Source organism: Micromonospora sp. CA-244673, assembly GCF_050948395.1.
Lineage (GTDB): Bacteria > Actinomycetota > Actinomycetes > Mycobacteriales > Micromonosporaceae > Micromonospora.
Genome location: NZ_CP192019.1, coordinates 3,513,549 through 3,533,907 on the forward strand (window position 1 = coordinate 3,513,549; position 20,359 = coordinate 3,533,907).

Annotated in this window: 15 protein-coding genes; 7 read left to right on the forward strand and 8 right to left on the reverse strand. The window is 71.2% G+C overall.

Annotation, left to right across the window (positions count from 1 at the left end; all coding sequences use genetic code 11):
• Positions 1-2 precede the first annotated feature (2 nt).
• Positions 3-1,610: a gamma-glutamyltransferase family protein gene (locus ACQP12_RS16350; protein WP_433288927.1), complete on the forward strand. Its 1,608-nt coding sequence runs from the start codon at positions 3-5 to the stop codon at positions 1,608-1,610.
• Between the two features lie 25 nt (positions 1,611-1,635).
• A complete protein-coding gene (locus ACQP12_RS16355) occupies positions 1,636-2,055 on the forward strand; it encodes a RidA family protein (protein WP_433288930.1) in 420 nt (139 codons plus the stop codon).
• A gap of 66 nt (positions 2,056-2,121) precedes the next feature.
• Here ACQP12_RS16355 and ACQP12_RS16360 read toward each other — a convergent pair whose 3' ends face one another.
• Positions 2,122-3,717, reverse strand: coding sequence for a hypothetical protein (locus tag ACQP12_RS16360; protein WP_433288931.1), 1,596 nt, complete (start codon positions 3,715-3,717; stop codon positions 2,122-2,124).
• A gap of 187 nt (positions 3,718-3,904) precedes the next feature.
• Here ACQP12_RS16360 and ACQP12_RS16365 point away from each other — a divergent pair, with 187 nt between their 5' ends.
• Positions 3,905-5,389, forward strand: a complete 1,485-nt coding sequence (locus ACQP12_RS16365) for an MFS transporter (RefSeq protein ID WP_433288933.1) — start codon at positions 3,905-3,907, stop codon at positions 5,387-5,389.
• Here the strand turns inward: ACQP12_RS16365 and ACQP12_RS16370 are convergent.
• The gene (locus ACQP12_RS16370; protein ID WP_433288935.1) at positions 5,334-7,094 is read right to left on the reverse strand and encodes a PucR family transcriptional regulator; all 1,761 of its coding nucleotides are present in this window, start codon (positions 7,092-7,094) and stop codon (positions 5,334-5,336) included. The genes ACQP12_RS16365 and ACQP12_RS16370 overlap by 56 nt on opposite strands.
• Positions 7,095-7,225: 131 nt before the next feature.
• Between ACQP12_RS16370 and ACQP12_RS16375 the strand changes: the two genes are divergently transcribed.
• Entirely contained in the window at positions 7,226-7,681 is a 456-nt protein-coding gene (locus tag ACQP12_RS16375; protein WP_433288937.1) for a GlcG/HbpS family heme-binding protein, read from the forward strand.
• 73 nt (positions 7,682-7,754) lie between these two features.
• On the opposite strand, the gene ACQP12_RS16380 is transcribed toward ACQP12_RS16375, so the two are convergent.
• Both ACQP12_RS16380 and ACQP12_RS16385 read right to left on the reverse strand, forming a co-directional pair.
• Positions 7,755-8,345 (reverse strand): DUF4396 domain-containing protein, encoded by a 591-nt coding sequence (locus ACQP12_RS16380; protein ID WP_433288940.1) that lies wholly within the window; start codon positions 8,343-8,345, stop codon positions 7,755-7,757.
• A gap of 181 nt (positions 8,346-8,526) precedes the next feature.
• Positions 8,527-9,009 (reverse strand): carboxymuconolactone decarboxylase family protein, encoded by a 483-nt coding sequence (locus tag ACQP12_RS16385; RefSeq protein WP_433288942.1) that lies wholly within the window; start codon positions 9,007-9,009, stop codon positions 8,527-8,529.
• A 241-nt stretch (positions 9,010-9,250) separates the two neighbouring features.
• Between ACQP12_RS16385 and ACQP12_RS16390 the strand changes: the two genes are divergently transcribed.
• Complete coding sequence (locus ACQP12_RS16390; RefSeq protein ID WP_433288944.1) at positions 9,251-12,199, forward strand: M4 family metallopeptidase; 2,949 nt, start codon at positions 9,251-9,253, stop codon at positions 12,197-12,199.
• Positions 12,200-12,289: 90 nt separating this feature from the next.
• Here the strand turns inward: ACQP12_RS16390 and ACQP12_RS16395 are convergent, their stop codons facing one another.
• The 3 genes from ACQP12_RS16395 to ACQP12_RS16405 form a co-directional block, all read right to left on the reverse strand.
• Positions 12,290-13,306, reverse strand: a complete 1,017-nt coding sequence (locus ACQP12_RS16395) for a LuxR C-terminal-related transcriptional regulator (RefSeq protein ID WP_433288946.1) — start codon at positions 13,304-13,306, stop codon at positions 12,290-12,292.
• A 233-nt stretch (positions 13,307-13,539) separates the two neighbouring features.
• Positions 13,540-13,911, reverse strand: coding sequence for a VOC family protein (locus tag ACQP12_RS16400; RefSeq protein WP_433289295.1), 372 nt, complete (start codon positions 13,909-13,911; stop codon positions 13,540-13,542).
• Between the two features lie 204 nt (positions 13,912-14,115).
• Complete coding sequence (locus ACQP12_RS16405; RefSeq protein WP_433288948.1) at positions 14,116-14,697, reverse strand: GNAT family N-acetyltransferase; 582 nt, start codon at positions 14,695-14,697, stop codon at positions 14,116-14,118.
• Between the two features lie 1,254 nt (positions 14,698-15,951).
• Between ACQP12_RS16405 and ACQP12_RS16410 the strand changes: the two genes are divergently transcribed.
• Together ACQP12_RS16410 and ACQP12_RS16415 are read left to right on the forward strand one after the other, a co-directional pair.
• Positions 15,952-17,490, forward strand: coding sequence for an FGGY-family carbohydrate kinase (locus ACQP12_RS16410; protein ID WP_433288950.1), 1,539 nt, complete (start codon positions 15,952-15,954; stop codon positions 17,488-17,490).
• Positions 17,487-19,121, forward strand: a complete 1,635-nt coding sequence (locus ACQP12_RS16415; protein WP_433288952.1) for a fucose isomerase — start codon at positions 17,487-17,489, stop codon at positions 19,119-19,121. Before ACQP12_RS16410 ends, ACQP12_RS16415 begins: the two co-directional genes overlap by 4 nt.
• An 83-nt stretch (positions 19,122-19,204) precedes the next feature.
• On the opposite strand, the gene ACQP12_RS16420 is transcribed toward ACQP12_RS16415, so the two are convergent.
• A complete protein-coding gene (locus tag ACQP12_RS16420) occupies positions 19,205-20,203 on the reverse strand; it encodes a LacI family DNA-binding transcriptional regulator (RefSeq protein ID WP_433288954.1) in 999 nt (332 codons plus the stop codon).
• Between the last annotated feature and the right edge of the window lie 156 nt (positions 20,204-20,359).

Consider the following 20,359-nt stretch of genomic DNA (forward strand, 5'->3'; position numbering starts at 1 on the left):
GCGTGAACGGGCCGGCACCCACCCGCAACCCCGTCCTCGCCGGCGACCACATGGCGATCTCGAGCCACCCGTCGGTGAGCGCCGCCGGTCACCGCGTGCTCGCCGAGGGCGGCACCGCGATCGACGCGACCGTGGCGATGGCAGCGATGTCCTGGCTGGCACTGCCGGGCCAGTGCGGCGTCGGCGGCGACGCCTTCGCCGTGGTGCGGGAGCCGGACGGATCGGTGTGGACCGTCAACGGCAGCGGGTACGGGCCGGACGGCGGCGACCTGGCGTTCTACCACGGTCAGGGCCGGTCCGCGATTCCCCTCAGCGGGGCGCTCGCCGTGGCGGCTCCGGGTGCGGTGGCCGCGATCGCCGCCCTGCACGCCCGTGGGGCGACGCGCGGCCTGCCCGAGTTGTGGGCACCGGCGATCGCCGCCGCCGAACGTGGTCTGCCCTGCACCCGCAAGACCCGCGCGGACATCCTCGACCACGAGGCGCAGCTACGCGCCGACGAGGGGGCCCGACGGACGTTCCTGCGCGACGGTAGGGCGCCGCAGGTCGGCGAACGGCTCGCCCAGCCGGAACTCGCCGACTCGCTGCGGCTGCTGGCCGCCGATCCCCGCGCGCTCTACACCGGTGAGCTGGCCGAGCGGGCGGTGGCCGCGCTGGCAGCGGCGGGGGCTCCCTTCAGCGGCGACGAGTGGGCGGCCACCGGCCTCCCGCTCGAGGGCGAGGCGATCGCCGGGCGGTACGGCGACCTGGTTCTGCACACGACACCACTGCCCACCCCCGGCTGGATGGTGCTGCAGCAGGCGGCCGTCTGCGACGGAACGCTCTCCGGACTGCCGTGGCTGAGCGCGGCCGCGGTGAGCCGGCTCGCCGGAGCGGCCCGGCAGGCATTCCGGGACCGGTGGGACCGCTGCGGCACCGACACGGACGCCTGGCGGGCGTTGCTGCGACCCGAGGCGGTCGCCGACGTACGGGCGAAGCTGGCCGCCGGAGCCCATCCGCTCGTGACGGCCGGACTGACGCCCGACGGAGACACCACGACGACCCTCGCGGTCGACGGCGACGGCCGCGCGGTCAGCTTCATCCACTCGCTCGCCTTCACCTTCGGCGCCCGGATCACCATCCCGGGGACCGGCATCATGCTCAACAACCGGCTGGGGCGCGGCGCGTACCTGGTCGAGGACCACCCGAACCAGGTACGACCACGCCGCCGTCCGCTGCACACCTGCCTCGCGTGGCTGGTGACCGACGCCGGGGGAGCGCTGCGGCACGTCGGCAACACACCCGGCGGTGACGGGCAGGTGCAGTGGAACATGCAGGTGCTGTCGCACCTGATCGACCACGGCATGGATCCGCAGCAGGCGGTGTCGGCGCCGCGGTTCACGGTGTTCCCCGGCAGCGACGCGGACGTGGTGGGAGCGCCCGACGAGCTGATCTGCGAGTCCCGGCTGGACGAGCGGACCGTCGCGGAGCTGCGCGCCGCCGGGCACCCGGTCCGGCTGGTGGGGCCGTGGGACGCGGGCGGGAGCGCCCTGGCGATCACCGTCGACGAGCGGCTCGGCTGCCTCGCCGGCGGCGCCGACCCCCGGCAGGACGGGATGGCGATCGGTGGCTGAACCCGGCGACCGGAACACTCTGCCGGTGCCCCCGGCCCCCCAGGGTCACTACGTGCCGGTGGTCGTGCACGAGGGCATCGCGTACACGGCGGGCATGACCCCCCGCGTGGACGGCCGGCTCGCCGTGCGCGGCCTGGTGGGCGCGGACCTGACCGTGACCGAGGCGCGCGCCGCGGCCGGACTCGCGGCCGGCAACGCCGTCGCCGCGGTGGCGGAGTCGGTCGGCGGGCTGGACCGGGTGCGGCGGTGCCTGCGGATGACCGTGTACGTCGCCTGCCGTCCCGACTTCACGCAGCACTCCGCCGTCGCCGACGGGGCGTCCGAGGTGCTGCGCGACTGGCTGGGCGAACGGGGCAGCGTCGCGCGCGCGGCCGTCGGGGTGTCGAGCCTGCCCTCCGGGGCGCCCGTCGAGGTGGAACTCACCGTCGCCGTCACCACCGATTGAGCTGTCGCGGCACGGCCGAGGCGGCGGGCATTGGCCCGCCGCCTCCGTCGGTCGTGTTGCCGCCGGCTACGGGAAGAAGACGACCGCGAAGATGGTGCCCACGATGAGCCCGCTGACCACCGGGATGAAACATCTGCGGGCGAGCGCGATCACCGGCACCCGGGCGAAGCCGGCGACGGCGATGAGTGAGGACCAGGCGACGAGCGTGCCGCCACCGGACCAGATGTTGCCCATCTGACCGACGGCGGCGAGCGTTCCGGCGCTGACCCCGGCGGCCGGGCCGAGGCTGCCCGCCAGCGAACCGGTCAACGGCAGGCCGGAGAAGCCCGACCCCTCCAGGCCCGCGATCATGCCGATGAGCAGGATGCCGAAGGCCGCGATGAAGCCGCTGTGGGGGATGTGGCTCTGCGCCGCCGTGACCAGGTCGTACAGGAGCGCCGGCCCCTTCGTCGGGTCGGCGGTGCCGAGGATCTGGCCGGAGAAGTCGCCGTTGCCGATGAAGAAGAAACCGGCGATCGGCAGGACGACACCCATGGCCTTGAACGCGAACACCAGCCCGTTGACCACGTGCTCCGCGGAGCTCTCCAGGAAGCCCTTGCCGTCACCGGCGAGCGCCGCCAGGAAGACGATGAGCGCCGCGATGCCGCCGACCAGGGCGGCCGCGTCACCGCCCTGCAGGTCGGGCACGCTCCCGGAGAACTTCGCGACCACCATGTAGACGATCAGCGCCAGGTAGGCCACCGGTACGAAGATGGCGAAGAAGGTCGGCACCAGGGGGTTGCCCCGGTAGCCGGGGGTCGCCTCCCCGGGGCCGTCCCGCAGCTCCTCGTCGTACTCCTCCCGCAGCGCGACGCCGTGGCCGACCGTCGGCGGCCCGCCCCGCAGGGACGGCACGTCGCCGCCACCCGCCGGCCGATCGCCCGCGCCCACAAGCTCGCGCTCCCGCTCGGTGACCGCCAGGTCCTTCACGCGTTCGCCGCTGCCGTCCGCCGTCGACTCCCACTCGGCGAGCAGCGCCGGGTCGGGTCGGCGCATCGTGCGGAACTCCATCAGGTAGGCGACCGCGAGGGCGACCCCACCGACGACGAGCGAGAGCACCATGGCCCGGTCGGCGACCACGTTCGGGTCCGCTCCCGCCGCCTTCGCCGACAGCCCCGGGGCGACCCGGATGACGTAGTCGGAGGAGAGGGCCATGCCCTGGCCGGCGATGGCCACCACCAGGCCGACGGCCATCGGCCGCAGCCCCGCGCGGATCGCCACCGGGATGAGCACCGCGCCGATCAGCGGCACCGCCGGGGTCGGCCAGAAGAACAGGGAGATGAAGTACGTGACGACCACCAACGTCCAGAAGGCGAGGTGGCCGTTGCGCATCACGCCTCGGAACGGGGCGACCATCTTCCGGTCCGCCCCGAGCGCCTGCAACGAGTGCAGCATGGCGGTCACGAGCGCGATGATCAGGAAGATGTTGAACAGGTTCGTCGCCGCCACGAGACTGGCGTTGAACACCGCGGAGAGCCCGCGGACGATGCTGTGCGAGAAGACGAGCGCGGTCACGAACGTCGCGACCACGGCCGGGACTACGATGTTCTTCCGGGCGATCATCGTCGCGATGATCACCACAACGCCGACGAGATAGACCCAGTGGGCCGCCGTTAGCTGCATCTGCCACCTCACGGACTCTTGCAGTGAGTTGATTGCCCGTCAGACTCCGCGCGTGCAAGGTCAGCGTCTATCACCCATGTGCACAGGCCGGCGGTCAAACTTTGTGCACAGTGCCGTAGCATCGCGCAACGGTCACGGCGCAGTCTCGAACGGTAGGTGAGCTGCGCAGACGATGGGAAGGACGGACGTGCGGGACACCCGACCGCGCAGTGGCGCGGTGCAGTCGGTCGCCACGCCGCCCGCCCCGGACGTTCTGCCGCGGCAGAGGCCGGCGGGACTCGCCGTACTGCTGACCCTGCTCGGTGCGACACTGCTCGGCACCGTCATCAACAACGTGCTGAACGTGCCGTTGCGCGACATCACCGCCGACCTCGGCGTCTCGCTGTCCTCCGGCGTGCTCGTCGTGAGCAGCTTCGTCCTGGTCCTCGCCGCCGGAATGGCGTTGAGCGGTTGGGTGGGGGACCGGTTCGGACGACGCCGGACGATCATCGCGTCGCTGGCCCTCATGGCGCTCGCCATGGTGGGGGCGGCACTGGCGCCGTCGCTGCCCGTCCTCGTCTCGATGCGCGCCCTGCAGGGCCTGGCATGTGCGGCCTACCCACCCGCGGTCATGGGCATGCTCGCCTCCATCTACGGGCCGGGCCAGCGAGCCCGCACGATGAGCGCGTGGGCGGCCGCCAACGGGATCGGGCAGGCCGTCGGCCCGCCGCTGGGCGGTCTGCTGGCCAACTTCGCCGGCTGGCGGGCGATCTTCTGGTGCCTCGCTCCGGTCGCGGTGCTCCTGCTGCTCGCCACCGTCCTGGTGGTGCCGAACGATCGCGGGCACGCCGCCGCGCTGCACTGGCCCGGCGCGGTGACCCTGACGCTCGGTGCCGCGTTGCTGATGACGGGCGCCACCGCCGTCCCGCACCACCTGGTGCCGGCCTGGCTCACCATCGCGCTCGCGGTGGCGGGCATCGGACTGCTGGTGGGCTTCGCGATCACCTCCGCGAAGGCGGCGGCGCCCATCATCCGGCCGCGTCTCATCGTCGAATCGCGCTTCCTGCGCAGCACGGTCGCCGCGTCCGCGCAGATGTTCTGCCTCGCCGCCACGCTCGTCGCGGTGCCGCTCCACCTCACCGGTTCCCTCGGGTGGACCACCGCCGTCACGGGGCTGCTGGTGCTGGCGTTGCCCGCCGCCATGGCGGTGCTGGCGCCCGTCGTCGGCGTGCTCAGCGAACGCGGCCGGCCGCGCTGGATCCTGCGCACCGGTCTGGTGCTGCTCGGCACGGCGGAACTGCTGCTGGGGCTGTACGCGGGCAGCACGGGCCGGAGCGTGGCGCTGCTCGTCGCGCTGCTCCTCGCGGTAGGTGTGGGCGTGGCCCTCGTGCAGACGCCCTCCGCCGCCGGGGCGACCCGGTCACCCGCGGGGAGATCGGGCGCCGCCCTCGGGCTGTTCAACATGATGCGCTTCGGCGGGTCGGCGCTGGGCGCGGCCTGGGTGGCGGTCGTCTATCCGCACGGCGATCTGGTACTGCTCTTCGCCGGGTGCACGGTGATCGCCGCCGTCGGGCTGGTGGTGAGCTTCGTCGGCCCGGACCCGTCCCCGCTCCACATCGATCGCACGTCGCCGGCAACTACGTCGGGTGGAGATCGCGGTCGACGACCGTCACTGTCTCGGCGAGCAGGTTGAGTTTGTGCGCCAGCCAGACGGCGAACTGGTGCTCGGCCTCCCGCAGATCCAGTTGTAGCAGCCGAGAGGCGCGGTCGAGCTTGTAGAGCATCGTGTTGCGGTGGATGTGCAGTTCCCGCGCGGCGGCGTTGAGGTTTCCGCCGGAGGCGACGTAGGCGATGACCGCCTGCTCCAGGTCGCTTCCGCCGGCGCGGGAGCTGCGCAGCGGGGCCAGCATGTCCCGGGCGAAATCACGTCCCTGCGGGCTCTCCGCGAGCTCGACCAGCGTGGCGAAGACCCGCAGGTCCTGGAAGCCGCAGACCTGGTCCACGCCAAGACGGTTCCGGATCCCGAGCGCGATGCGCGCCTCACGGTAGCTGTCGAAGATGCGGCTGGCGCCGCCGACGCAGCGTCCGTACGCCACCGCAACGTCGCGGTGCGTCCTGCGTTCCAACTCCGCCTGCAGGGTGCGCGCGAAGTCCGCCAGCGTGCGCTCTGCCGCGTCCGGGGAGTCCCGGTGGCCCGCGGGTTCGACCTGCCGGATCACCGCGAGCACGTCGCCGATGACCGTCGCCAGGGTGTGCGCGTTCGGTCGGGCGTCGACGCGGGCGGCGTGCCGGGCCAGCTGGAACAGGGCGGCGGGGGAGTCGGGGCTGCCGGCCGAGCTGAGCCCGTTGGCCACGATCACGCCGTAGGTCGCCCCGACCGGGAAGTCGTAGTGCGCCGACCGGGCCTCCAGCTCGTGCTGGTCGGAGAAGCGGCCGTGCAGCAGCGCGTGGACAAAGTCGCCCCGCGCCCGCTCCTCGGCCTGCTCGATGCTGCGCAGCCGCAGCATCTCGGTACCGACGATGGTGGCGGCCTGCTCGACGACCACGCGGTGCTGGGCGATGTCGTGCGGGCGGGGCGGATCGGCCGACTCCACGATGACCACCCAGCCGTCGTGCCGACCGCTGAGCAGGATCGGATTGAGCACGCATGTCGCGTTGATCCCGTCGATCAGCAGCGTGCGGACCTGGGGCCCGGCGTGTTGCTGTTCAGAGTTGAAGCCCGTCGGATGGCCTGAGGGGCCGCCATCCCCGGAGGTCCTGCCGACCGCCCGGCGGGACTCGTCCTCGCGCAGCGCGTCCGCGACCGCTGTCGGCTCGAACACGCGATCCCGGCTGCGTTCGAACGCCAGCACCCGATACTGCGGGTCGAGGATCGCCGCCGAGCATCCCGACAGCCGAGCCATCTGGTGCCCGAGGGCGGCCAGCCCGGCCCCGCGGTACAGCAACTCCACCAGCGAACGGTGCACCCTCAGGCCGTAGCGCAGAACGTGGGTGTCCCGGGCCAGGACGAGCTCCGCCACCAGCTGGCTGAGCTGGCGGAACGCGACGTGCGCGCCGACGTGGACCACCGGCACCTCGGCCAGCGGGTCGGTGAGATCACCGGCACCGCCGGCGACGACGACGGCCGCCGCCCCGCGCCGGCCGATATTGCGCAGCACCGCCGCTCGGACCTGGTCGGCCCGGGCGTGGACGACGACTCCGGTCAGCGGATCCGCGCCGGCCGCGACATCGTCCCACGGCAGGCACCAGGTGACGGCAGTGTCGAGCACGTCGGCCGAGGCCGTCATCCGCGCCGGGCTGAGCAGGCGTTCCTGCAGCAGGCGACCCACCGTCAGCTGCTGCGGCTCCGCCTCGCCGGGCGGACCGTCCTGAGTCAGTGCTCCCGCTGGGTCAGCCATGGCAACTCCTTGGACAGGTTGCACAAGCTTGCCCCGTCGGGTCGCGGCAGTCTAGCCATTGTTCGCGGCCTGCTCGCCCGGGCAGGCTGGTCGCAGGGACCGCCCGGCAGTGGGGCCGCAGAGGAGGCACGGTGCACAGGATCTACCGAATCACGCTCGACGACGCGCTCCCCATGCTCGCCGCAGCCCGCGCGAAGGCGGAGGAGATCGGAGTGAAGCAGACGATCTGCGTCTGCGACGACGGAGGCCACGTGCTCGGGCTGCACCGGTTGCCGGGTGCCCGCCTCACCGGGGTGGAGATCGCGATGGCGAAGGCGTTCACCGCGGCAGGGCATGAGCGGGCGACGCACAAGTTCAACGAGCCGCCGAACGGCCCGGCGTTGCCGGGCAACGAGGCGTTCGGGATCAGCCACATGTACCCCGGCAAGTTCGCCATCTTCGTCGGCGGGTTCCCCATCGAGTACGAGGGCCAGATCGTCGGCGCCGTCGGTGTCAGCGGCGGCAACGGCGAGCAGGACAAGGCCGTCGGCGCCGCGGCGCTGGAGGCGTTCTCGAAGCACGTCGCCGAACTGGGGCTCGGCGGGTAGTCCCTGCTGGTCAGGGCACCGGACCGGCACCCGCGACCAGGTCGACGTGGCGCGACGGATCGCGGCCGAGCACCTACCGGGGCGGGCTCAGCAGCTCCGCTTTGGCACCGTGACGGATCAGCCACAGGGTTGGTGGCCAAGCGGCAAAGAAGCCCATGATCAACCCGATCTGGACAATGAGCCAGAACACCGGGCTGCTGGGCAGCAGGGTCTCGTGGAAAACCATGAGCTCCATGAGCGCCAGCCAACCTAACAGGGCGAGCTCGAAGACGGACACGCTCAGCAGGTCTCCCCTGAGAAATCGCCGCATCGCGGCCCACGCTCTTCGACCACCCGTGTCAGCCCCGGTGAAGTAGCGGAATGCCAGGCCCACCACCACTGCGGCCACGTAGTCGCCGATGAATTCAGGCCACAATCGCTTACCGAACAGTTCGAGGCTGAAGCCGAAGGTGACAAGAGTGGCAATGATGGCACCGAGAACGCAGTGCGTCGCACAATGTAAGGTTTCGATTATCGTGATGGCATGTCGCGACCTCCTGGGCGGGATGCGGTGCCGCTCCCGCCACCGGGGAGACTGAGGTCTACCCCACTGTCGGTAGGCCAGGACGGCTGCTGGTCCGAAATAGAGGCCGGTTGCCGGCCAGACAATCTCCATGACCTTCATCGGCTGGCGGTATCGAAGCACAAAGTGGTCAATAACGATGACGGCGGTGCTGGCAAGGCTTACAAAGAGCACAGCCCACGAGAGCGCCACGAGCCATGTCGGTTGCAGAACATCTCCTTTCCGCCCCAGGACACTCAATGCAATGCCGGCGACGGGGATATCACAAGCTCCGGGTATCAACTCACACGGGAGGCGCCGTCGTGGGCATGGCACCCTCGGCGAGCTTGAGTCGCGTCCAGATGTTCATGTTGATCACAACGGCCACGATCTCCAGGATCTCGTCCTCCGTGAAGTGCGTGACCATCCTGTCGTGCGCTTCCTGGAACCGGTTGTCGACGGTGGCGTCGGAGGCTCGGGTCAACGCCTCGGCGTAGGCCAGCGCGGCTCGCTCCTCCTCGGTGAACAGGTGCGTCTCCCACCACGCGGTGAGGGTCTCGACCTTGTACGGCGGGATGTCGGCGGCGCGGGCAGCGGCGTGGTGCACCAGAAGGCAGTAGCTGCAATTGTTGATCTGTGCGACGCGTAACCGCAGGAGCTGGGCCAGGGCCTGTTCCACCTGGAGTGTGGCGGTATGGCCGAAAGCCGCGGCCCCGGCGTTTGCCAGCGCCATGAGTTGCTCGTTCGACGTGGCGTTCAGCCGGACGTTCTGGATCCTGGTGTCCAAGAGATGACCTCCTCAAGGTCCCAACGACAACACCAGTCGTGGGGACGTCCACGTAGAGGGACAGCCCGCGCGCTGCCCCACACGCATCTCGGCCCCCGGATCGGCTCTCCGTCGGCGGGCTTCTGACTTGCGCAGATGCGCAAAGTCGTTCTTGTGCCGGTGGCGACACCGCGGTGAGGGTGAGCGAATCCCGTGCCGCAAGGAGCCGGCCGGGCGCTGGACCACCTTGCAGGAGCAACAGATGCGCAGAGTCAAGGCACCACCCGCCCTCGCCATCCTGGCGACGGCCGCACTCCTCGGAACCACCGCCCAGGCCGCGAACGCGGCGCCGACGGGCGCGACGACGGCCGCGGAGGCCTCCGTCCCGGCCAGCGCGGCACCCGCGACGGACACCCCCGCGCTCGTGGACGACCTGGCCGAGCCGGTCGACGCCACGATCGCACCGGACAAGGCCGCCAAGGCCCACCTCACGGGCCACAAGGACCGCTACAAGATCGCCGACCCGGCCGGCACGCTCACCACGGCGAGCGTCGACACGCAGGGCGCGCGGGAGACGGTCCGGCTGAACCAGAAGTACAAGGGCCTGCCCGTGTTCGGCGCCCAGTACGTGGTGCGGATGGAGAAGAAGGCCGGCAAGCGTGCGGTGACCGGCACGTCGGGCAGCTACTTCACGGACCTCGACGTCGACACGACCCGCACCCCGATGCCCGCGGACGTCGCGATCTCCCGAGCGGTCGAGGACGTGCGCAAGAGCCTGCACCCCGGTGCGGCCGTCGTGGCCGGCGCCCCGCGGCCCGGCACGACACCTGACGCGGCCCACGTCGACCTCACCGGCACCGACCAGGGGCTCGTGGTCATGCCGACCGGCACCGGCGTGCTCGCGCGGCGCGTGCTCGTCAAGGGCAAGGACGTGGTCACGGGCCAGCCCGTGCTCCGCGACGTGTACGTGGGCGCGACGAACGGGGTGACGCTGCTCAGCGTCAGCCGGATCAAGTCCTTCGCCACCGCGCAGCAGGCCGCCGCCCTGGCCGCCGACGGGACCGCCGTCGCGCCGCGGGCCGTGGCGGAGCCGCCCGCGTCGGGCAACGGCACGACGCCGGTCGTCGGCGAGGGCAAGAGCCTGCACGGCGTACCGGTGCCGCTCCCGCTCGTCCGGGTCGACGACGCCGGCCCCTACCTCATGATCGACCAGACCCACACCCTCCCGGACGGCCGGACGGTGCCGATCACCACCTGGGACGCTCGGGGCCGGGACTACTACGAGCTGCTCGACGGGCAGTTGCCCGAGGGCGTCGGGCCGTTCGCGTCGCCGTCGAGCACGCTCGGCGCGGACCTGACCGACGCGGGCGCCGTGGACGCGGCCTGGGACGCCGCGAAGGTGTTCGAGTGGTTCCAGACGGAGCTCGGGCGCAACAGCCTGGACGACGACGGCATGGCGATCAACTCGATCGTCGGCATCACCTACGGCGGCTACCCGTTCGTCAACGCCTACTGGGACGGCACCCGCATGGTGTACGGCAGCGGCGACGACGAGTACCTGCCGCTGGCCGCCGACCCGGACGTCGTGGGCCACGAGATGACGCACGGTGTGGTGGAGAACTCCGCCAGCCTCGTCTACGCCGGCCAGCCGGGCGCGCTCAACGAGGCGATCGCCGACTACTTCGGCAACGCCATCGACCTCGACGCCGCCGGCACGCCCATGTCCGACCCCGAGGCGAGCCTGATCGGCGGCGACCTCTGCCGCACGCTCACGCCCACCAGGTGCGCCCTGCGCAACCTGGACGACGGCGCCACCACGGCGGACTTCCAGCACCTCATGGACACGCCGCAGATGGACGACGGCGGCGTGCACCTCAACTCGACGATCGTGTCCGGGGCGCTGTGGGACCTGCGTCAGGCGTTCGGCGGGGCGGTCGCAGACAAGATCGTCTACCGGGCGCTGACCGACTACCTCGCGCCCATGTCCGACTTCGTCGACGCCCGCGACGCGGTTCTCGCCTCCGCCAAGTCCTTCGGCCTGAGCAACAAGGACCTCAAGGTGGTGCGGGCGGCGTTCGACTCGCGGGGGATCACCGCGAAGTGGAAGGCGGGCCTGTACGGCAAGAACACCGACCTCCTGGTCGACCGGCTGAACACCGGGTTGTACAGCGACACCAAGGCGAGCATGGCCGGCGGCTGGTTCACCGTGCCGCGGTCGGACGCGAACCGCACCGAGCCGATGTCGATCTGGGTGGGCCGCATCGACGGCAAGGTCGCGCCGTACCGGATCTCCCCGAACGACGGGAACAACCACACCTTCCCGTACACCGATGGCAAGCGGGTCGTGTGGCTGTCGATCGCGGGCAACCCCGACTCGCCGACGTGGGAGACCAACCGCATCCTGTCGGCGCCCGTCGGCGGCGGCCACGTCGAGGAGATCTTCAGCTCCCCGTACCGGATCGACGGCCTCAGCTTCGACGGCGACGTCGTCGCGTGGAGCCAGTACGACCCGGAGCAGGGATACCGCGACGTCGTGCGCTACCTGAAGGGCAGCTCGCGGACCGTCCACACCCTCGCGCACCCCGACTGGCTCGGGAACGCGACGGCGCCGAGCGTCAAGAACGGGAAGATCTCCTACGTCCGGTACGAGGACTACGCGCAGCCCAACCCCGACGGCACCTGGTGGTCGCTGGGCGTCGAGGTGTACGACGTGGCGACGGGCAAGACGACCTTCGCCGGCGGCGACCCGGGCGCCGAGACGATGAGCTACCCGCAGTTGTCCGGCACCGGCGTCGCCTGGGTGATCAACCGTGACTACGGCCACTACGTCGACGGCGAGTGGAGCCAGGGGACGTTCAACGACTCCGTGCGGCTCTTCGACTTCGCCACGGGCACCAGCCACCTGCTCTTCGAGGAGAACTCCCCGCAGGCGATCCGCGCCGACGTCCTCACGCTGTCCGACACGACCCTCACGGTCACCGAGGAGGCCCCCGCGGACCTCTGGCTCTCGACCGGCGGCTACCCGGACAACTCGCTCAACCCGAAGCTCAAGCAGTACACGTTCACCGGGAAGTACGTCGGCCCGGCGTCGTGCAGCCCGGGCGCGCAGATGTTCGCGACGGCGGGCGCGGGGCGCGAGGTGATCTTCATGGACTCGTCGGCGGGCGGTTTCGGCCTGGCGTACGCGAAGGGAGCCAAGTCCTGCAAGTGAGCCCCTGCCGGTAGGCGTGCAGTACGACGACGCGCCGGGACCCCCGCACAGGCGGTCCCGGCGCGTCGCCGTGTCCGGGGCATGCCCCGGTCAGGTCCCCGCCGACTCCTTCAGCCACCCCCGCTCCGACGCCAGCAGCGCGATCTGGAACCGGGTCCGGGCGCCGAGCAGGACTCCCGCATCGCTGACGTGTTTCTGCACGGTACGGCGGCTCACTTTCAGCACGCGGGCGATCGCCTCGTCCTTCATCCCGCTTGCCATCATGTGCAGGATCTCCCGGGTTCGCCCGTCCGGCCCCGCGGTCGTCGGACTGCCCTTCGGAGCCGGCCCGTCGTGTCGGCTCGCCAGCGACACCGGTTCGGCGCGTTCCCACACGCTCTCGAACAGCGCCACCAGCGCCACCACCAGCGCGGGGGAGTGCACCACCATCGAACCCGCCGCCGGGTGGTCCCCGCGCACGGGAAGCAGAGCCGCCGCCCGGTCGAACACCACCAGCTTCACCGGCAGCCCTGACGCCAGCCGCAGCTCCCCGCCCTGACCCGTCCCGCGCAGCGCCGTCGCGAGCGACACCGCGTCGGTGAACCCCTCCGTCTCGTACACCGACCGCAACCGCACCCCGGGCGCCACTCCCGACTCCCCGACGGACGCCTGCGCGGCCGTCACATACGGCGGCTTGGCCAGATGCAGCACCTCGACCGAACTCCCCTTCAGCAGCTGGCCGTAGCGCGCCGGCACCTCGTCCTCGCGCTCCAGCACCTCCACCAGGTGCGCACCACGCGGCCCGGACACCGCCTCGTACACCTCGTGAAGCCGCTCCACGAGGCCCTCGACGCGGGCCAGTTCGGCCCGCCGCCGGGCCAGCAGGGCGCTGAGCGACGACCGTGGAGGGCCGGCGGCCCACCGCGGTGTCGTGCCGTCGATCTGCAGCACCAGTGCGGAGTCCGCCAGGTGCCGCAGCGCTCGTTCCGCCGCCGCCGGGGACACCCCGACCGCCGCCGCCACCTCGGTGACGTCCCCCGACGGCACGGTCACCAGGTGCTCCAACACCCGCCCGGCCAGTGGATCCAGACCGGTCACCGCCCACGGGCTGCCTGCAGTTCCGTCCATCCGTTCTGACACTCCTGTGGTCTGACCTCGTTCCGCTCCGGCGGACACCATCGGTGTGGTGGTCAGGCCGCCAGGGCGGCCTCGTCGTCGCCGGGACTGCGGTGGCCCGGGCTGCTGGGCAGCCGGTGCAAGTTCTACCAGCCCTGATGGCAACCCAGGGGGCCCGTACCAGCCGATGGACGTCGAGCCGGGAATCGAGATCGGCGCCTCGTTGAAGATCAGGACGGCTGAGTTCAGTTCACGGGCGGCGCCCAGGAAGGGCGTCTGATCAGGCAGAACGGGTGGCCAGCCGGATCGGCGTAGACGTGGTCGCCGGGCAACGGCCGCGCGCCCAGCGCGAGCACCGCCTCCCCTGCCGCAGCCTGGTCGTCGACCATCACGTCGAGGTGCATCTGCTGCGGCACTGCCGACGCCGGCCACGTGGGCGGCGTCAGGTCGGCGGCGCGCTGAAACGCCAGCCCGGACGCCGACGTGCTGGCCGACACGACGACGAAGTCCTCGTCCGCGTAGGTGATCGGGTCGCCGAGGACCGCGCTCCAGAACCGCGCCTCGACCAACGGATCCGGGCAGTCGACGATCAGATGGTGGAGCCGACCGATCGGCAAAGCCGCCACCTCCTTCGTGATCGGGCCCCGGCCCGCGCGGTCAGTATGGCCGCTCGCGCAAGGGAAACGGCGTGTCCGGACCGTGTTCGTTCGTCGTCGCCGGCAAGGTGACGCCACAGGCAGCGGCAGGGGAGTGCCCGGTGCCGGCCCCTCGACGCAGCGAAGCGGAGCACGCCGGGCGACGTGGCGCGAGGGAACGAGGGCTCAGCGGGCGGGCACCGGCTCGGCCGAGGGCCGCCACTCGCGCCTGATCAGCCCGTAGACCCACGAGTCGGAGACGTCGCCGTTCACGATGCAGTCCTCCCGCAACGTCCCTTCACGCACGAACCCGAGCTTCTCCAACACACGGGCGGACGCCACGTTGCGTGTGTCGGCCTCCGCCTGCACGCGATTCAGGTCCAGCGTGTCGAATGCCCACCGCAGCACCGCGTGCGCGGCCTCCGTCGCGTAGCCGTGGCCCCACGCCGCCTCGTCGAAGCAGTAGCCCAGCGATGCGCTGCGGTAGTCCGGATTCCAGCGGTTCAGGCTGCACCAGCCGATGAACGCCTTGTCGGAGCCACGATCCACGGCCAGCCGCGCCCCGGTGCCCGCCTCTGCCATCTGCCGGCAGGCCGCGATGAACCGCTCGGCGCGCACGCGTTCGCTCCACGGCGGCGCGTCCCAGTAGCGCAGCACGTAGGCGTTGCTGTGCAGCGCGAAGAGGTCGTTCGCATCCGCGTCGTCGAAGGGGCGCAGTCTCAGGCGAGTGGTGTGCAGCGTGGGGGTGGGCAGCGACTCGGGCGTCAATGTTCCCTCCTGGGATCGGTGGCCGATCCACCAGATATCCGGTGCCGGCCCCCTCGCAAGGGGTTTTCTCGGCGGGCGGGTGCATACACCCGGACGTGTTCGCTCATCGGCGCGTCCGGATGTATGCACCCGAGGCTCACCGTCGTCGCCGGTATCGGGCCGGCCCCGACGCTGGTTCGCGTCCGGTCATGAACGACCGCGCGCGGACCGCCGCGTGCCGCAGCCCAGGGCAGGGCCACCGTGCTTCTCGCCCCGGCTCAGGCCCACGGCGGCGGCTCACACCCGGACGAAGGAGTAGTCCCGGTGAGTTCTGCGGTTCAGCCGGATACCGGTCTTGGCGCGGCGGGCGATCTCCCCGCGGCTGGTGCCCGATCCCTCGGACGATGAGCCGTTCGGGGCGAAGGGGCACGGGATCGTCGAAGATGACCGAAAGCTGGACGGGCCAGTGGCTCTCGGGAAGGGGCGCGGCGAGCCGTTCCCCGCACGAGTCCCACTCCACGGCGGCCCGGTTGCTCCGGGCGAGGAGGTCGCCCTTGGCATCGACACCGGAACTGCCGTCGCCAGAGCCGGCGAGGTCGCAACGGCAGTGGACGCAGCGGGACGTGGGTTGGGGAAGGCGCGTACGCCCAAGGATCCAGGACAGCACGATATGAGGACGCGTAGACATGATCTCTCTGAAGACCTGACGGAGGGCATGGGAAGAGAGCCGACGGCGACGTCGGCGACCGATGCACGGGGAGGTGCCAGGTTAGAGAGCAGGCGGTGTCACGCGGGGTGAAGTCCTCTCGTGAGTGAGTCGGAGAAGAAGATCCAGCTAAAGGTAGGGCGGGCAGGGCTGGCGAGGCCACCCATTTTGTCCTGGTGCCGAGCGCTGAAGGGCGGGGTCGGCGAGCTGGGCGTCGACCACGCGCCGATCGCCCCTGCGGCCCCTTCTGCGACATTCCGGCCGCTCCCGGCGACTTGTTTCTCCCGTTGGCCTTCGCCCTGTCCTTCGGCGACCTCGCGGGGACGGCCGCAGAGCGGGCGGCCACGCGACGGCGCCTGTCGGCATCGGGAGGGCTCGGCGGGTCCACTGCGTCCGGAGCCGAAGTGAGTTAACGATTTCCCGTCGGTGTCGACTCTCTCGGGTCGTGCCCACACCCGCACCCATCAGGCGATACGACTCCATGCCGGTGCGCGTGCTGGCACGCGGTAGGGAAAGACGCCGACGGATCGGTCTTGATTCGGAAATCGATTGCTGGAACAGTGGCGCCCATGAAGGTTGCGGCCGTTCTGGGCGTCGACATCGGCACATCGAGCAGCAAGGGTGTCCTCGTCGACGCCGACGGCCGGGTTCTCCGCTCGGCGACGCGCCTGCACGAGGTGAGCCGCCCCCGACCGGGCTGGGTGGAGATGGACGCCGACGTCTGGTGGCAGGAGTTCATCGCGCTCAGCCGTGAGCTCCTCGCACCCGGCGACGCCGACGTCGTCGCCGTCGGGGTGAGCGGCATGGGTCCCTGTGTGCTGCTCACGGACGCCGCGAACACCCCGCTGCGCCCAGCCATCCTCTACGGCGTCGACACCCGCTCGACCCCACAGATCGCGCACCTCACCGAGCGGTTCGGCGCGGCGGAGATCCTCCGGCGCTGCGGCTCGGCGCTGTCCAGCCAGGCGGCGGGCGCCAAAGTGGCCTGGGTGGCCGACAACGAACCGGAGCTCTTCGCCCGCGCCCGGCGGCTCTTCATGCCCAGTTCGTGGCTCGCGTGGAAGCTCACGGACCACTACGTGCTCGATCAGCACTCCGCGAGTCAGTGCACACCGCTCTACGACACCGAGGGCCAGGACTGGTACACGCCATGGGCCACGGAGATCGCACCCGATCTGGTCCTGCCGCCGCTGCGCTGGCCCGACGAGGTGGCCGGGACGGTGACGGCGACCGCGGCGGCCGAGGCCGGCCTGCCCGCCGGCGTCCCGGTCGTCACCGGCACCATCGACGCCTGGTCGGAGGCGATCAGCGTGGGCGCCCACCGCGTCGGCGACCTGATGCTGATGTACGGCACCACCATGTTCCTCGTCCACACGGTGACCGCCCGCCTCACGAACCCGTCGCTGTGGGGCACTGTCGGCGCTCTGCCCGGAACGCGGAACCTCGCCGGCGGCCTGGCCACCTCGGGCGCGATCACGGCGTGGCTGCGCGAGCTGTTCGGCTCACCGGACTTTCCCGAGCTGCTCCGGCTGGCCGAGGCCTCCGGCCCGGGCGCCAAGGGACTGCTCATGCTCCCGTACTTCGCAGGTGAGCGCACGCCCATCCTGGATCCGCGGGCCCGTGGGGTCGTCGCCGGCCTCACCGTCTCGCACACCCGCGGTGACCTGTACCGCGCCGCGCTCGAGGCGACCGCTCTCGGCGTACGCCACAACATCGAGACGATCGAGGCGAGCGGTGGTGACATCCGGCGGGTCGTGGCGGTCGGCGGCGGCACCCAGGGCGGGCTGTGGACCCAGATCGTCTCGGACGTCACCGGGCGTGCCCAGGTCATCCCGTCGCAGACCATCGGCGCGAGCTACGGAGCGGCGTTCCTCGCCGCGCGGACCGGGTGGCCCGTCTCGATCGAGGCGTGGAACCCCGTCAAGGAGATCCGGCAGCCCCGGGCCGAGCTGGCCGCCGACTACGACGAGCTCTACGGGCTGTACCGGGAGCTCTACACGAGTTCCAAGCGGGTCGCGCACGCGCTCGCTGCACGTCAGGACCGTCTTTTGGCCGCCGGCCCGCCGGCGGCCAGCGACACCCCACGCACCGAAGGAGTCGCCCCATGACCCGTTACCCGCTGCCCGTGCTGGCCGATCCGCCCGCCGCGGCGCCCGGCACCGTCTACACGGTGGCCAGCGGCGATCTCCGCCCCCGCGCGAACGTCACGTGCTGGCCCACGCAGCAGCAGCTGGAGGCCGACCTCGCGGCCGCGGTCAACGCGCTCGGCTGGAAGGTCGAGCGTGGCCACGCCTTCGACCCGGACAAGGGCCACGGTTTCATCGACAGCCAGCGCGCCGGAATCGAGGTCTTCAAGCACATCCCGGTCGACGCGCCGCTCATCGTGGTCGAGGCGGTCTGGCAGTACAGCCACCACGTCCTGGCCGGGCTGCGCAGCCACCGGGGACCGATCCTCATCGTCGCCAACTGGAGCGGCGAGTTCCCGGGCCTGGTCGGCCTGCTCAACCTCACCGCGAGCCTCACCAAGGCGGGCGTACGGCACTCCGCGCTGTGGAGCCGGGACTTCACCGACGACTGGGCGGTCAACGGGCTGCGCACCTGGCTGGAGACCGGCGAGCTGCGCCACGACACCAGCCACGTCCGCGATCTGCCCGCCCTGCCGGACGACGCGGAGGTCGGGCTCGGTCGGGCCCTGGCCGCGCAACTGGTCCGGGAGAAGGCCATCATCGGCGTCTTCGACGAGGGCTGCATGGGGATGTACAACGCGATCTTCGACGACGAGCTGATCAACCCGCTGGGCATCTACAAGGAGCGGCTGTCGCAGAGCGCGCTGGTCGCCGAGATGGCACGGGTCCCCGACGAGGAGGCCCACGCGGTCCGCCGCTGGCTGGACGAGGCCGGGATGACGTTCCACACCGGCACCGACGAGGCGACCGAGCTCACCGACGCCCAGCTCACAAGCCAGTTCAAGATGTACGTCGCCGCCCTGCGCATCGCGGACGACTTCGGCCTGGACGCGGTCGGCATCCAGTACCAGCAGGGGCTGAAGGACACCGTCCCCGCCAGCGACCTGGCCGAGGGGCTGCTCAACAACGTCCAGCGGCCACCGGTACGCAGCCGCGACGGCAGTCGCGAACTCTACGCGGGCGCGCCGCTGCCGCACTTCAACGAGGTCGACGAGGGGGTGGCCGTCGACTCGTTGGTCACCAACCGCATCTGGACCGCCATGGGCCTCGACCCGGCCACCACCCTGCACGACATCCGGTGGGGCGAGACCTACGGCGACGACTTCGTCTGGGTGTTCGAGATCTCCGGCTCCGTGCCGGCGTCGCACAACGGCGGGTACGACAAGTCGTACAGCATGCGGCAGCCGCCGATGTTCTTCCCGCTCGGCGGCGGCACGCTGAGCGGGGTCTCCAAGCCGGGCGAGATCGTCTGGTCCCGGGTGTTCATCATGGATGGCGGGCTGCATGTCGACCTCGGCCGCGCGACCGTCGTCGAGCTTCCCGAGGAGGAGACCCGGCGCCGGCTGGAGGCCACGAACCCGCAGTGGCCCATCATGCATGCCGTGCTGCACGGGGTCGGCCGCGACCAGCTGATGGCCCGCCACAAGGCCAACCACGTCAACGTCGCCTACGCGCCGGACGCGGAGACCGCCGACCGGGCCCTGCGGGTGAAGGCCGCGCTGTTCGCCGAACTCGGCGTCCAGGTGCACCTCTGTGGCGACGTCAGCCTCTGAGTAACCGCTCGGAGACCCGGCCGGTCGTGGGCCCGGCCGGGTCGCCGGGCCGGAGTGCGGCCTCCTGCCGTACCGGCGAGCTGTCAGCTCGGGCGGGTGGAGCTGTCGCGCACCTGGAGCCCGGTGCTGAGCGTGACGGTCGACGGCAGTCGCGACGGGTTGGCGATCCGTTCGGTGAGCAGCCCGGCGGCGGCGCGTCCGAGGTCGTACGTCGGCTGGGAGACGGTGCTCAGTGACGGCCGGACCAGGTGTGCCCACGGAATGTCGTCGAAGCCGACGACCCCGACCTCGTCCGGCACCCGGATGCCGCGGTCGACGAGGCATTCGACGGCGCCCACGGTCATCAGGTTGTTCGTGGCGAAGACGCTGTCGGGCGGGTTGTCGCTGTCGAGCAGCGAGGCCATGGCCCGGTAGCCGCCCTCCTCGCGGAAGTCCGCGTACCGCACCAGGGCGTCGGTCGCCTCCCGCCCGCGCGCCCGCAGCGCGCGCTGGTAGCCCCGGAGCCGCTGGGCGGCCGTGGAGATCCGGCGGGGGCCGGTTATGCAGGCGACTCGCTGGTAGCCGTTGTCGAGCAGGTGCGTGGTCGCCAACCCGGCCCCGTGCACGTTGTCGACGAGCACCGTGTCGATGGTGACGCCGCGCAGCTGACGGTCGATCGCCACGACCGGGATGCGGGCCTCGAGCAGCCGGTTGATCACCGTCGAGCGGCCCGACGTGGAGATGATGACGCCGGCCATCCGTTCGGCGAGGACCGCCGCGATGTACCGGGACTCCTTCTCGGGGTCCTCGTCGGTGTTGCACAGGACCACGGAGTAGCCGGCGCTCTGCGCGACGTCCTCGACCCCACGCACCATCGAGGTGAAGAAGGGGTTGCCGATGTCGGAGATGATGACCGCCCAGAGGCTGGTCTGGCTCAGGCGCAGGTTGCGGGCGACCGCGTTGGGACGGTAGTCGAGGTCCTGCATCGCCTGGTGCACGCGCGCGGCCATGACTGGATCGACCGTGGTGCGGCCGTTCAGCACCCGCGAGACCGTCGCGGGCGAGACCTCAGCCTGCCGCGCCACGTCGTAGATCGTCGCCATTCGCCTCCATCCGGTGGATTCCTACGATGACAAGCCCGAGAACGAGTGCCTGCCGCCCGTACCCTCGCGGGTTCGGGGACTGGGCATCATACGGGCGGAAAGTGACGGGACAGTCACGGGCGTCCCGCGCCGGCGCTCGACGCGAGCACCGACACG